The 13,588-nt window shown below is 54.2% G+C and carries 11 protein-coding genes; 9 read left to right on the top strand and 2 right to left on the bottom strand.

What is annotated here, in order from left to right; all coding sequences use genetic code 11:
* Positions 1-452 precede the first annotated feature (452 nt).
* The 9 genes from HPY86_07590 (at position 453) to ftsY (ending at position 11,184) form a co-directional block, all read left to right on the top strand.
* Positions 453-995 (top strand): macro domain-containing protein, encoded by a 543-nt coding sequence (locus HPY86_07590; protein NPV14773.1) that lies wholly within the window; start codon positions 453-455, stop codon positions 993-995.
* Positions 992-3,919 (top strand): T9SS type A sorting domain-containing protein, encoded by a 2,928-nt coding sequence (locus HPY86_07585; protein ID NPV14772.1) that lies wholly within the window; start codon positions 992-994, stop codon positions 3,917-3,919. Before HPY86_07590 ends, HPY86_07585 begins: the two co-directional genes overlap by 4 nt.
* A gap of 35 nt (positions 3,920-3,954) precedes the next feature.
* Positions 3,955-4,608 carry a glutaredoxin gene (locus HPY86_07580; protein ID NPV14771.1) on the top strand — a complete coding sequence of 218 codons (654 nt, stop codon included), beginning with the start codon at positions 3,955-3,957 and terminating at the stop codon, positions 4,606-4,608.
* A 32-nt stretch (positions 4,609-4,640) separates the two neighbouring features.
* Positions 4,641-5,192, top strand: coding sequence for a sigma-70 family RNA polymerase sigma factor (locus HPY86_07575; GenBank protein NPV14770.1), 552 nt, complete (start codon positions 4,641-4,643; stop codon positions 5,190-5,192).
* 38 nt (positions 5,193-5,230) lie between these two features.
* Complete coding sequence (locus HPY86_07570) at positions 5,231-5,641, top strand: hypothetical protein (protein ID NPV14769.1); 411 nt, start codon at positions 5,231-5,233, stop codon at positions 5,639-5,641.
* Positions 5,641-6,117, top strand: a complete 477-nt coding sequence (locus tag HPY86_07565; GenBank protein NPV14768.1) for a periplasmic heavy metal sensor — start codon at positions 5,641-5,643, stop codon at positions 6,115-6,117. Before HPY86_07570 ends, HPY86_07565 begins: the two co-directional genes overlap by 1 nt.
* Before the next feature lie 17 nt (positions 6,118-6,134).
* The gene (locus HPY86_07560) at positions 6,135-6,695 is read left to right on the top strand and encodes a Spy/CpxP family protein refolding chaperone (GenBank protein ID NPV14767.1); all 561 of its coding nucleotides are present in this window, start codon (positions 6,135-6,137) and stop codon (positions 6,693-6,695) included.
* Positions 6,696-6,792: 97 nt separating this feature from the next.
* Entirely contained in the window at positions 6,793-10,335 is a 3,543-nt protein-coding gene (gene smc, locus HPY86_07555) for a chromosome segregation protein SMC (protein NPV14766.1), read from the top strand.
* The gene (gene ftsY, locus HPY86_07550) at positions 10,336-11,184 is read left to right on the top strand and encodes a signal recognition particle-docking protein FtsY (protein NPV14765.1); all 849 of its coding nucleotides are present in this window, start codon (positions 10,336-10,338) and stop codon (positions 11,182-11,184) included. It begins immediately after the preceding gene.
* 33 nt (positions 11,185-11,217) lie between these two features.
* Here the strand turns inward: ftsY and HPY86_07545 are convergent, their stop codons facing one another.
* Entirely contained in the window at positions 11,218-12,819 is a 1,602-nt protein-coding gene (locus HPY86_07545; GenBank protein ID NPV14764.1) for a hypothetical protein, read from the bottom strand.
* Position 12,820: 1 nt separating this feature from the next.
* Positions 12,821-13,420, bottom strand: coding sequence for a divalent-cation tolerance protein CutA (locus HPY86_07540; GenBank protein ID NPV14763.1), 600 nt, complete (start codon positions 13,418-13,420; stop codon positions 12,821-12,823).
* Positions 13,421-13,588: the final 168 nt, after the last annotated feature.

Raw genomic sequence — 13,588 nt, 5'->3', positions numbered from 1 at the left:
AACAAAAGATAGGGTGCGTATAGGAGCGGTTGCCGGAGAACTTTTGCGGGCACGATTGCGAGTTTTTCCGGAACAACAGAACAGTCTAACATCGGCACCAAAACAGAGATAAAATCGGGCATCAGGTCAAAAATGGTGGAAAAACCCACGGCTAAACCGAAAATCCATCAAAATCCCATACCATCCCTGAAACTACCCCGGGGTTGGGTATGGAAAATGCGGTCAAAACAATTTAACACACTAAATTACAGAAACTTATCCCATCACACCCCAAATTTTGCTGTATACTTTAAAGTATAATTTTCCAGGTGTGTTTCAATTGGACACCAAGGAGTTTGCCGGTAAAGTGGTCAGAAGCCGGTATTGGGGAAATGCCGGTTTATTGACAGCGGGTACAGTTCCATTTTATAATAGAACTGTCTAATTTTTGCTTGGATTAAAAAAGGGTTGTTATGCAAATTAAGATTGGCAATGTGGAACTGGAGTGTGTGCGGGGGGATATTACAAAGCAGGAGGGGTTTGAAGCGGTGGTGAATGCGGCGAATGCTCGACTGGCACCGGGTGGCGGTGTTGCCGGCGCGATTCATCGGGCAGCAGGTCCGGGACTTTACGAGGAGTGTAAGCCGCTGGCGCCGATTAAACCTGGTGATGCGGTGATTACCGGTGGGCACAATTTGCCCAATAAATATGTGATTCACTGTCTCGGACCGGTTTACAGGGTTGATAAACCTGAAGAGGAGTTTCTTGCCCGCTGTTATGAGAACGCCCTGAAGATTGCCGAGGAGCGCCAGATTAAGTCAATCGCCTTTCCATCAATTTCTACTGGATACTTTGGTTATCCAGTTGAAGAGGCGGCAGAGGTGGCGCTCAGGACGGTTCTTAAGATGATGCCAGATTTGAAGTCTGTCCGGCGGATAAGGTTTGTTTTGTATAGTGAGGCAGACCTTGATGTTTACCAGACTGTTCTGACCCGGATGGCAAAGAGGTTGGAGTGAGTTTTTTCGCAGCGCTGATGTTCACGCTGGGCGCGGTTGGGACGCCATTTTTCGCGGATACGGTTGAGAATTTTGAGTCCGGAAATGTTAATCTGTTCTCATTTCCCGGAGAGGATGTTCAGCCCGACTCCTGGGTTCTGGATTCAGCGCTAACCCATAACAGTTCCCGCTACGCTTTGAAACTGTTCGGCAACACCTGGAAGGTTGAACCGATTCCACCAATGGCGCTGGACTCTGCAAAGGTGTGGGAGGTGTGGGCTTATGTGGAGAGTGTCGGTGCAATCCAGGGGTTTGGTCTGGTGTCGGAAACGGAGACGCTTTTGTACGCATTTGCTGGTCGGGAGCGAGTTGACCCGGCACGCTGGGTGACCGTTTATCAGGGCGCATTTCCGGTGCGAAACTGGAATCGGTATCTTTTGCCCGTGGGCGCAGATTGGCTGAGCCGGTTCGGGCATCTGACGACTTTGAACGGGATGGTGTTTATCAACGATGCGGACCAGGGTGCAAGGGGCAAGGTCTATTTTGACGACATTTCCGATGTCACCCTTGACCAGCCGCAGGCGCCCGAGGTTGAGGCGTGGTTTGTGCCCGCAGGGTTGATTGACAATCAGGATGGTACCTGGAGTCTGACTGTACACTTTTACAGCCGGGTGCAGGATCCGGACAGCCGAACCCATTTTTATCACTGGGAGTTTGGCGACGACTCAACAAGTAGTGACTCCTGCCCGATTCACACCTATATTGTGCGGGACAATCACACCTATACCGTTCTGGTTCAGGTGAGGGATGAAAGCGGCCGGGTGGGCAGGGACTCGTGCCGGGTGAACTTGGAGCCCGGACCGGGCTCTTATCCTTTGCGATTGAATTTTGTCGGTGATGTGATGCTGGCAAGACGGTACGAGCCGCTGATTGACAGTTTAGGGGTTGAGGCGATTTTTCGGGAGGTAAAACCCTATTTAGGTGATGTTGCGGATGTCACCGTGGCGAATCTTGAGTGTCCTTTGACCGACCGCGGTACGCCGCATCCGACCAAGCCGATTGTTTTCCGGGGCCGGCCGGCTAATGGGCAGGGGTTGAAGTTTGCCGGAATAGATGTGGTTTCGCTTGCCAACAACCACATAATTGATTACGGGCTGGAAGGGTTGCGGCAAACCCAGGTGGTGCTGGACACACTCGGGATAGTGTACTCAGGTGCGGGTGAAGATGCTTATGAGGCGTATCAACCGGTCTTTCTTGTGAAGCACGGAACCGCGCTCGGGTTTCTTGCTTATAGCGACCGAACCGGTCAGTACGACAATTATCAACCTTATCTCAATGCCGGGGAGAACAAACCGGGATTTGCCGACCTTGACACCTTTCGGGTGTTTCAGGCGCTGCAGCGGGCAAAAAGGGTTGCGGACTTTCTGGTGGTGGAACTGCATTCAGGCGAAGAGTACCAGCCAGAACCGGCTGATGAGGAGTGGTTTAGACCCGGTGCGCTCCAGCCCACCGCAAGTCAGATTGCGTTGCGCCGCCGAATTGTTGACCAGGGTGCGGAACTTGTGGTCTGTCACCATCCCCATATTCTGCAGGGGTTTGAGGTTTATCAGGGCAAGTTGATCGCCCATTCGCTGGGCAATTTTGCGTTTGACCAGGAGTATCCGGAAACCTATCCCTCAGTGATTCTCAATGGACTTTTGGATGAAAGGGGTTTTTACCGCTACTGGTTAGTGCCGGTTTACATTGACGACTACATCCCGCACCGGGCAAGAGGCGAATTGGGAACAAGAATCCTGCGCTATCTGGCGCGGCGTTCCCGCGAGTTAAACAGTTACCTTGTCGTGGACCGGGAAAGTGTGATCGCCGAGATAGTGCTGGACAGTACGAGGATGAACCGTCTGACGAGGCGGTATGGTGTGGTGTTGGCACTGCTGCCCGATTCTGGAGGTTATCGGTCGGCGCCGCACAGTTTGAATGATACCGGAGACCTGTCAACGGTTGTGAGTATTACTCCGGCTGGGGCGTGGCAAATCCGACTGGGCAGAGATTTGCTCTGGATGGGTAATATGGAAGATGAAGGGGCGAGTTTCTGGCTGTTGAATCAGGCGGATGAGTTTTACGACTCACTGGCACACCGTGGTGCAAGGTCGTTATGCCAGCGCCGGAGCGCTGGGACCGGGACGATTGTGACCAATCTTGAGGAGCGGATGGTGTGCTCGGCAGATTCGCACCGGCTGGGTGTTTACGGCTGGATGAAGACGGAGAATTGCGGCAGTGCGGTGGTGGTGTTAAATGTTTACAACAGCCGGATTGGCGGCATGCGGATTGCGGTTTGCAGTCTACCGGTAATTAACGGAACAAATGAGTGGCAGGAGTTTTATGCTGAAGTACCGGCACCGGTGTCAGGCGGATACTTTGATGTCCTGCTAATGAGCACAGGACCGGATTCGGGCATAGGTCAGGTTTGGTTTGATGACATCCGGGTAATTGAGTGGGAAGAATGGGAGGAGTGTTCTGGACCATTGACGGTTGCGACACCAAACGACTACACCTGGCTTCAGGTGCAAACTGGTGATTCAGTGCCCGAGGCGATTGTTACCTATGAAAATACGGTATTTCAAACAATGACCGGCGTAGCGACACCGCGCCCGGTTGGTTACCCTCCAGACGGCTTGACGGTCAAGCCCAGTCCGACCCGCGGCAGGGTTCTGGTCAATTACCATCTGAGGGATGGTGAGCACGCGCTTTTAAGGGTTTACAACAGCCTTGGTCAAATGGTGCGTCAATGGAACGATGAAGGTAGGGCAAGGGGTTTACGAGTTGTCAACTGGGATTTGAAAGATGAGCAGGGCAGGCGGGTTCCGAGCGGAACCTACTTCTTCCGATTGGAGACGGAGGGCACAAAAAGCCGGGCGCGGGTGGTGGTGTTGAGCACCGATTTCTGATTGCCCGGGGTCTAATTGATAAAAAAGGAGGATTAATGAGTTTGGTTCAGGAATCGGTAAAAAGGCAGCTTGAGCCGGTTCTCAAAAATTTGCCCAATCCGGTGCGGCTGGTGGTTTTCACGCAGGAGATGGAGTGTCAGTTCTGTCGGGAAAACCGGCAACTGGCAGAGGAGATTGCGGCGCTTTCGGATAAGGTCAAACTGGAGGTTTACAACTTTTTGCTTGACAAAGAGAAGGTGGAGGAGTTCAAGGTGGAAAGGGTGCCGGCACTGGTGGTGGCGGGCGAGAAGGATTACGGGATAAGGTTTTATGGCGTTCCCGCGGGTTATGAGTTTACCTCACTGGTCAATGCGATTCAGCTGGTCGGAAAAAGAGAGTCCGGGTTAAAACCCGAAACCAGAGAGAGGTTGAGCCAGATTACCCAGCCGGTTAAGATTGATGTGTTTGTTACTCTGACCTGCCCATACTGTCCAATGATGGTCTCTTTAGCCCATCGTTTTGCAATGGAGAGTGATAATATTACCGCAAGCGCCATTGATGCCCAGGAGTTTCCGGTTCTGGCAAACTACTATGAGGTGATGGCGGTGCCCAAGACCGTGCTCAATCAGCGTCATCAGTTTGAGGGTGCATTACCAGAGGAGCGGTTCCTGCAGGAGGTTATGAAGGCGGTTGATGCGGGCGCAGGATAGGGCTGAGCAATTTGTCTATTATAATTAAATAATTGGACAAGTACAACGACCAGGAACTGGTTCTTTCGGCCCAGAACGGTGATTTAGCCGCATTTGAGACGCTGGTCCGGCAGCACGGTCCAGCACTATACGCATTTATCTACCGTCTTGTTGGCGACCCAACCGATGCTGATGAGTTAACCCAGGAAACCTGGGTCAAGGCGTGGCGGTCGCTTAGTGGTTTCAAGGGCAAAAGCGAGTTCAAAACCTGGCTTTTCAGGATTGGAATGAATCTAACATTTAATTGGAAAAAGAGAAGGAAGCCGGTTGAGGAGTTGACTGAACTTTTGCCCGGTTCAAGCAATAATGAGCCGGTTACGGTTTTTGAACAGAAGCGCCGGGAAGAGGTGGTAAAAGCGGCTCTGGCACAGTTGCCACCTGACCAGCGGACCGCGCTGGTTCTGAACATCTATGAGGGGATGAGTTATCGGGAGGTTGCTGAGGTTATGGGGCGCTCGGTGCGCGCAGTCGATGCCCTTTTGTTTCGGGCAAAGGCAAATCTGCGCCAGATTCTCATTCCGGCGCGAAGGAAAGGTATTGTATGAACACCGCAGGAAAAGCACAGGGAAAGGGGTCTAATAGTATGAAGATGAATTGTGCCAAGGTGAAAAGGATGCTATCTCTGGTGCTGGATGGGGAAGCACCGGCAGAGTTGCGCGCCGCGGTTGAAGACCATCTTGAACGGTGTGCAGGATGCCGCAAAGAGTTTCAGGAGCTAAAGGAGATAAAGGCGCTATTGCAATCAATGCCGAGCCCGGAGATGCCTTCTTATCTGACGGCGCGGGTACTCGCACGGTTGCAGGAAAAAAAGGTTTTTCATCCCCGATTCATCCCGGTACTGTGGCGCATTGCCGCGGCGCTCTTGATTGCGATTGGTCTTGGGCTCGGGGTTGTTATTGGTCAGGGTCTGGCGGGTAACGGTGGTACCGGTGACGAGATAGCAACGCTCAACGCCGAGCCGACGCTTGAGGAATTCTGGGGCGGAGGTAGGTGATGAAAGGACGCTGGGTTTATCTTATACTTGCGGTTTCGCTGGCGCTGAATCTTGCCGCGGTTGGGACCTTCACTTATTACCGTTACCGAAGGTGGCAGCGGCAAAAAGGAGATTTTCGTTATCTTGTCCGAAGGTTAAGGCCACAATTGCAGCCCGTACTTGATGAGCATCGTTTCAAGATGGATTCGCTGCGCCTTGAGTACTGGAAGGCACGGCAGGAGCTGGCACGATTGGGGTTTGCGGAGAACCCGGACCCGGCAAGGGTTGAACAGACGCTAACACGAATCGGGGTGCTGCATCAGGAGATGCACCGCCAGGTGTTTGAAATGGGAAGACAGAGTGAAACACTCTTGCCACCACCTTATCGGGAGATGATGCGGCGACGGTGTTGCGAGGTGATTGAAGGTCCGCCTCCACCGTTCGGACCACGAAGGTTTCCCCCTCCCGATGATAAACGGGGCAGGCGAAGATTTTAACTAAACAGGAGGATAATATGAAGAGAGTAACTAAAATAACCACGATCGCGGTACTGGCACTTTTGGTTGTCACCGGATGGGCAATTGCCCAGTCGCCGAAACCAGAGCAGACACCGGCACCAGTTGAGCAACCGATGGCGCCACCGTGCCATGAGATGGGAATGCCCGGAATGGGTAAGATGAATATGCCCGAACTGACCGATGCCCAGCGTGAGCAAATTCAGAACCTGCGGATAAAACATCTAAAAGAGGTTATGCCCATGGAGACAGAATTGAAGATTAAGGACCTGGAACTGGCGATGCTCTGGCAGGCGGAGAAGTTTGATGCGAAGCAGATTATCGCAAAGGTCAAGGAGATTAACGAACTGAGGAATAAACTGGAACTGGCGCGGGTGAATCATCAGATTGAGATTTACAACCTGTTGACACCAGAACAACGTAAGGCATTTCGGCCTGGTATGGGTATGGGGCGTGGTATGATGCGCGGTAGGGGTGGAATGGGCCGCCGCGCTCGACAGTGCCATTTTGGCGAAGGGCTGGATGGACCGGGCGCGATGCCCTGCTGTCCGCAGCGCTAAACGCCTCCTTTCGGCTCGGTCTAACCGGGAGTTCCTTTTGGGCTCCCGGTTTTTTTATGTTGACTAATTGGTGAGGGAGCATATATTTTACAGTTAAGTGTACATAAAAGAGTTACAGATATTTGGTTTCAAGTCTTTTCAGGAGAAGACAACGGTCCGGTTTTCGCCTGGGCTGAACTGTATTGTGGGACCCAACGGATGCGGCAAGTCCAATATCCTTGATGCCCTGCGTTGGGTCCTGGGCGAACAGTCGTTCTCGGTATTACGCTGTGCCAAAACCGAGGATTTGATTTTTGCCGGAACCGCAACCGCACCGCCCGTGAATTACGCAGAGGTTAAACTTTTACTTTCAACCGAAGACCGTCCGGAATTGAGCAGTGCCTGGTTCCAGGGTGAGGGCGTTTCAGAAGTGGAAATCCGGAGGCGGTTTTTCCGTTCCGGGGAAAGCGAGTACTATCTGAATCGCCAGCCCTGCCGGTTGCGTGATATTCAGGACCTGTTTCTTTCCCAGGGGATTGGTACCAAGGCGTACTCGATATTTGACCTGCGCCAGATGAGGGAGATAATCGCCGGGAACATCCGAAAGATGTTTGAGGAGGCGGCATCACTGGCAAAGTTCCGGGATGCCAAGGAGGAGTGTCAGCGCAAACTGGAGTTGACCCAGGCTGATTTAACCCGGCTTGAGGACATTATTGCCGAAAGGGAACGGATTGTGCGCAGTCTGCAGCGTCAGGCAGGAAAATTGCGGGCGTTTCAACGGCTGAAAGAAGAGGAAAAGGGGCTTAGGTTAATTGAACTGAAACGGATTTATGAGGGGCTTGTTGCGGAACAGGAACAGGTGAAGGCTGAGGTCGAGGCATTAGAGCGGTCTGAGGCGGAACGGCTTACCGAGATAAAGCGGCTCGAGGCGGAGTTGCGACAGCTTCACTCCCGGTTGCTTGATGTTGAAGGCGAACGGGAAAAGGTGCTGGCTGAGGTGGAACGGCGCCGGAAGCTTATTGCCGAAATTGAGAAGCAGGCGGCAATGGAAGGGCAGGAGTTGCTGTTTCTCAAACAGCGTGCCGAAGAGGCAAAATCAATCCAGTCAAGGTTGAAAGAGGAGGTGGCGCGGCTCGAGCAGCTTTTTGACCAGACAGTTCAGCAGTTAGCCCAAAGGAATCACCGACTCGAGGCGGTACTGAGGCAACTGGAAAAGACCCGAGAGCAGACAAAAGCGCACGAGGAGGAGTTGTATCGACGACAACAGGAGGTGAAGGAGGTCCGGGAGCGGTTGCAGAATCTCCTTGAAGAGGAGCAACAGCTACTCAATGCGCGGTCAAAAACTGAAGCCGAGCTGGAGAACACGATTGGTGCCCAGGAGCGGGTGAGACAGGAATGGACAGTTATAACGGAACGGATTAAGCAGGTTGAGATGGAGTTGAAGGAGTTGAGCAGCGGGGTGGAGAAGGCGCAGACGGTAAAGAGGACATTGCAGGACCGGGTGGCAGCGCTCCAATCCGAGATAAAATCAATTGAGGAGAGGATGGAGGAAAGGAGGCGAAAACGGCGGGCGCTGCAGGAAGAGAAGGGGTTGCTGGAGCAGGCGCTTGCCGGACTTGCGGCGCGGTTTGCCCGGGAGGAGACAAGGGTGGCGAAAGGTGTTTTGGGGGCACAGGGTGCGGTTGAAGCCGGGAAATTTCTTGAGCCGATGCCGGGCTGGGAACGAGCGTGTGAAGCGGCGTTTTTCCCTTTACTTGATTTTATCACCTGTTCCGATTTTAGCACTGAAAGTTTGACACAACTGGAGCAGGACGGAGGAAAGTTGCGTATTGGATTTCTTGTTGACACAGCGCGGTCCAGGATAACCAGCGGTGCGGATAATTTAATACAGGATGAACGGGTGCTTGGGACACTTGCCGATTTTGTAAAGGTCAAATTAGAGGCGCCGGTGCTACTTTCTCAAATCGCGCAGAATTTTCTTGTGGTCCGGGACCGGCAAGCCCTTGCCGAGTTGAAGGAGAGGTTTCCGGAACGTTTTTTCGTCAGCGCGGATGGGGTTGCCTGGTTTGGTGATGGCAGGCTGGTGTTTGTGGGCTCAGGGGCAAGCCGTTTGGCACTGGGTCGGGAAATTGCGGAGAAGGAGCAGCGGCTTAGAGAGATAAGAGGGGAAATTGAACGGCTCAACGATGAGGAGGCCGAAGACGAGCAAAGAAAAGAGGCACTCATCAAAGAACTGGAGGGAGTAGAAAGTGAATCGGTCGTTTCGGAAAAGGAGCAGGTACGAGCCGAGTCAAGGTCAGCGATGGCGCAAACGCTGCGGGCGGAACTGCAACGGGAAATGGAGCGATTAAGGGGAGAGGCGGTGCGACTGGAAGGGGTCCAAAAACGGCTTGAGGCGAAGATGGAGGAAATCAACGAGCAGCGGGCAAATGTTTCCCAATTGATAAGTGCGGCAAAAGGCGAACTGGCGCGGGTGGAAAGTGCGGCAAACGAGGAGGCGGCAGTTGTGAAGAAGGGGCTGGAGGAGGCGACCCAACTGCTTGCGGCGGTGAGCGAAGAACGGCGCCATATTGAGCGGCTCGAGGTGGAGAGTGAGCACATCCGTCAGGAGATTGAGGAGAAGCGGCGCGAGATTAACGCCGCGCAACAGGTAATTGCCCGTGCCGAGGAAAAGCAGAGCGGTGCGGTGGTGAAGGCACAGGAGCGGCAGGGCGCGCTGGCGAGTTTACAGGCGGAACTGAAGGCGCTGGAGCGTGAACTGGAGCGTTTCAGTACTCAGGAGATTGCCCGGGCACAGGAGGTACTGGAGAAGAACATTGCCGAGCGGCGCCAGAGTCAGGAACAGGGACAGAAGGTGCTGTTCGAAAGGCGGCTGCGAATTGCGGAACTGGAGACGAAGATAAAAGCGGTGGTGGAGGAGGCGCAGTCCAGTTATCAGACCGATATTGCGACCTTTGTGCCGGAAACGGTTGAGGGTTTTGAAGAGCGATTACAGAAGGTCCGGCACCGGATTGAGGCGCTGGGACAGGTCAATCCGCTTGCCGCGACCGAGTATGAGGAGGAGCGCAAGGACCTGGAGCGGCTTCTGTTTCAACGGGACGATGTGCGGCAGGCGCAGGAGAATCTGCAGCAGTCGCTGCTTGAGATTGACCGCCACGCCCGCGAGCAGTTCCTTGCCACCTACCAGGGGGTCCGTGCCGAGTTTCAGAAGATTTTTAAGGAGTTGTTTCTGGAAGGTGAAGCGGACCTGGTGCTGGTCAACGACGCCAATCCGTTAGAGTCGGAAGTGGCGATAATCGCCAAGCCGCGAGGCAAGAATCCGAAACGGCTCGAGCAACTTTCCGATGGCGAAAAGGCACTGCTCGCGGTCTCGTTGCTTTTCGCCTTTTATCAGGTGAAGCCGGCGCCGTTCTGTTTTCTTGACGAGGTTGATGCGCCGCTGGACGATGTCAATGTTGGTAGGTTTGCCGATTACCTGAAACGGCTTTCCGAGCGAACTCAGGTTATTATCATTACCCACAACCGTTCTACCGTAGAACGAGCCGATGTCCTGCTCGGCGTGACCGCGGAGGAGCCGGGCGTTTCCAAGGTGGTTTCGGTGAGTCTTGCCGAGTATCGGGCAAAGGAGCAAGGTACAGCAGAAGAAAGGGCGTCAAACTGAATGGGCATCTGGCAGGGGCTGGCAAAGACCAGAGAGTTTTTCCGCCGGTTAGTCAAGTCGGTTAATACCGAGGAGCTGGAGGAGTTGTTGCTGGCGGCGGATGTCGGGGTTAAGGCGACAACGCAACTGGTTGAGGCGGTGCGGCGCAGTCACGGTGAGCCCGCGGAAGTACTGAAAAAGGAGATTGTCAAGATTTTTGCGGCGGCGAACCGGGCGCCTTTGAAGGATGTTGAGCCGCCGCTGGTTATTATGGTTGTCGGCGTGAATGGCTCGGGTAAGACGACCACCATCGGTAAGTTGTGTTACCGATTTGCCCGTGAGAATAAGCGGGTTTTGGTCGCAGCAGCGGATACCTATCGCGATGCGGCGGCAGAACAGGTGCGCATCTGGGCAAACCGTTCTGATGTGGAACTGGTGTTTTCGCAGAAGGGACAGGATGCGGCGGCGGTGGCGTTTGACACCCTGCAAAAGGCGGTGCGAGAGAAACGGGATGTGGTGCTGATTGACACCGCGGGTCGGCTGCACACCCGTAAAGATTTGATGGCCGAGGCGGTAAAGATAAAACGGGTCTGCGGCAAGGTTAAGCCCGGTGCCCCGGAAGAAATCTGGCTGGTGCTTGACGCCACGGTGGGCCAGAATGGCATCAAGCAGGCGCTGGCTTTTCATCAGGAACTGGGGCTTACCGGGATAATAATGGCGAAACTGGACGGCACCGCAAAGGGCGGGGTTTTGATTCCGGTGGTACTGGAACTGGGGTTACCGGTGCGGTTTGTCGGTGTCGGGGAAGGGGTTGAGGACCTGGTGCCTTTTGTGCCGGAGGAGTATGTTAAGGCGCTGTTTGAAGGGTAAACAGTTTGCCGCCGGCATGGCGCTGAGCCGGCACTAATCCTTTGGTTTTATTCGGGAAAGGGTCTCAATTGCCCAGCGTGCCATATCCTTTACCGCTCCTAATTCGCGGCTGAGGGGCCAGGGACGGGCAATCCGCTGCAGTCTTCCAATGATATCGGTCACCCGCAGGTCGGTGAGTGCTTCAATCGCCGCGATGCGGACCTCCGGTTCAGGGTCGTCAAGGGCTTTGATGAGTAACGGGACCGCGGCCGGGTTGCCAATTTTTCCCAGGGCGCGGAAGGTGTTACTGCGTACCAGGTCACTGGGGTCGTTTGCCATCTCCATAAGTTTGATACTCGAGCGGTAATCACGCAGTTTGCCCAGTGCCTGCGCCGCCATCGCCCGGACGATATGATTGGTGTCGTCCAGGGCGGCAAGCAGCGCCGGTGCAACTGACGGTTCACCGATTTCGCCCAGTGCCTGGGCTGAGACGATTCGCACCCAGACATTGTTGTCGGTCAAGCCGAGGCAGAGCCGTTCGCAGGCGCCCTGATAGCGCAACCTGCCCAGGACATCAATCGCCCGGGCACGCACTTCAGCCGAAGGATGGGTTAAGAGGGCAAAGGTTGGTTCAACCGCCAGTTCGCCCAGCAGTTCCAGCTGGTTTGCCGCGAGTCCGGCGACCTTGGGGTCGGCATCTTCCAGGGCATGGCTCAATTTTTCTGCAGCGCGGAGATGGCGGATTTTACCGAGGGCGCGGACCGCGACGATGCGCACATTGACATCAGAGTCAAGTAGTAAGCGGGCAAGGAGGTCAATTGTCACCGGTTTGCCCAGAGTTCCCAGTGCTTCGGCGGCGATGACCCGGATAAACTGGTTGTCGTGGTTGAGCAGTTCGGTAAGGGGCGGAATTGCGGCATCACCCAGTTCAACCAGCCGATTTAACACCTGATTTACGGCGCCGGGGTCGTCGGGTGAAAGGGAGTGAAGGATATTTTTAACCGAGCGGTCGGAAAGTTCCTGAAGCGCCCGCACCGCGGTGTTGCGTACTTCGGGTGACGGGTCTTCAGCCGCAAGCCGTGCCAGTGCGGTCGCAGCGGCACGGTCGCCAATCTTACCCAACGCCTGAGCCGCTGCCTGGCGGACCTCGGGATGGCTATCCGCCAGTTCATCGATGAGCGGGTTGACCGCTTCTTGGGTGCCGATTTCGCCCAGTGCCTGGGCAGCGGTGATTTGAACTTCCGGGTTGAGGTCGCGGAGCAGTTCAAGTAAGCCGAAGACCGCCGGTTCGGTGTTGATTTTTTTCAGCGCCCGGGCAATCGCTTTACGCAGTGCCGGGTCTGGTTCATTCAGATGGTTGAGCAGGATGTCAACTGCGCCCGGATGGTTCAGGTTGCCAAGCAGTTCAACAATCTCAACTGCCAGAGGTCCCCGACTGCCAGCGAGATAGCGAATCACCGGTTCGGCGGCTGCCTTTCCCATGGATGTTAACACGGCGATTGTTTTGGTCCGGATGGCTGGTTCCGGGTCGTCAAGCAGAAATACAAGAGCGCCTGCCGCGGTTTCCGGTTCAATGGTGCGTAACTGGTCAATCGCATGACTGCGCACCGCCGGGTCCGGGTGCTGGAGTTGTGCGAGCAGGGCTTGTAAGGGCATTTTACTTGCGGCGCGGGTCTGGTCGGTTCAACGCGACTTTGAGCCAGTCAAGGTACTTGTGGTAACCGGTGGCAATCGGCAGGGCGATAATTTCCGGAACTTCGTAGGGGTGAAGGGCTTTAACCGTTTTTTCCAGTAGCGAGTAAGAAGACCGGTCCGTTTTCGCAATACATAGGTACTCGCGGGAGGAGGCAATTTTCCCCTGCCACCAGTAACGGCTCGTAATCGGTCCAATTGTTTGGACACAGGCGGCGAGTTTTTTCTCAAGTAAAGTGCGGGTAATTTTTCGGGCGGTTGCCCGGTCTGGAACGGTGATAAACACCTGGAGATAGGAAAAGTGACTTTTCACCCTAAAAGTGTGCCGGCAGTTTTCCTCGTAGTCAAGAGGTAATGGCAGTGTTTGCTGTATCAATTTCACCGTTCGCGAATGGGTGGTGTTCAGCGGTTTCACCCTTGAGACTGTTAGATAAAGCCGGTCGCAATTCCCTTGGATGGCCGGTACGGGGTGGTTTGGGATGGGCACAAGATGGTTCGGTTTTAGTTTCGCGAGATGAGCAAAGGGTGCGAGAAGAATCCTGAAGTTAGGAATTTCCCATACCATCCCTGAAACTACCCCGGGGTTGGGTATGGAAAATGGGGTGCAGTTTGTTAACGCTTTGAATAATAAAAACTTACACATAAAACACCATTTTGCCTGATTATACTTTAAAGTATACAGTCATAATGATGGGTAAACGGGTTTTCAGTCAACTGCGCCTTAACTGGACAA

Source organism: candidate division WOR-3 bacterium (genome assembly GCA_013177935.1).
Taxonomy (GTDB): Bacteria; Hydrothermota; Tepidihabitantia; order Tepidihabitantales; family Tepidihabitantaceae; genus Tepidihabitans.
Note: the sequence above shows the minus strand (reverse complement) of the source record. Positions and strands in the feature narration are given on the sequence as shown.

Excerpts from the sequence above, each read along its gene's own strand:
- HPY86_07590 (NPV14773.1), top strand. The coding sequence starts at position 453 with ATGCAAATTAAGATTGGCAATGTGGAACTGGAGTGTGTGCGGGGGGAT.
- HPY86_07580 (NPV14771.1), top strand. The coding sequence starts at position 3,955 with ATGAGTTTGGTTCAGGAATCGGTAAAAAGGCAGCTTGAGCCGGTTCTC.
- HPY86_07570 (NPV14769.1), top strand. The coding sequence starts at position 5,231 with ATGAAGATGAATTGTGCCAAGGTGAAAAGGATGCTATCTCTGGTGCTG.
- HPY86_07565 (NPV14768.1), top strand. The coding sequence starts at position 5,641 with ATGAAAGGACGCTGGGTTTATCTTATACTTGCGGTTTCGCTGGCGCTG.
- HPY86_07560 (NPV14767.1), top strand. The coding sequence starts at position 6,135 with ATGAAGAGAGTAACTAAAATAACCACGATCGCGGTACTGGCACTTTTG.
- ftsY (NPV14765.1), top strand. The coding sequence starts at position 10,336 with ATGGGCATCTGGCAGGGGCTGGCAAAGACCAGAGAGTTTTTCCGCCGG.
- HPY86_07545 (NPV14764.1), bottom strand. The coding sequence starts at position 12,819 with ATGCCCTTACAAGCCCTGCTCGCACAACTCCAGCACCCGGACCCGGCG.
- HPY86_07540 (NPV14763.1), bottom strand. The coding sequence starts at position 13,420 with ATGGTATGGGAAATTCCTAACTTCAGGATTCTTCTCGCACCCTTTGCT.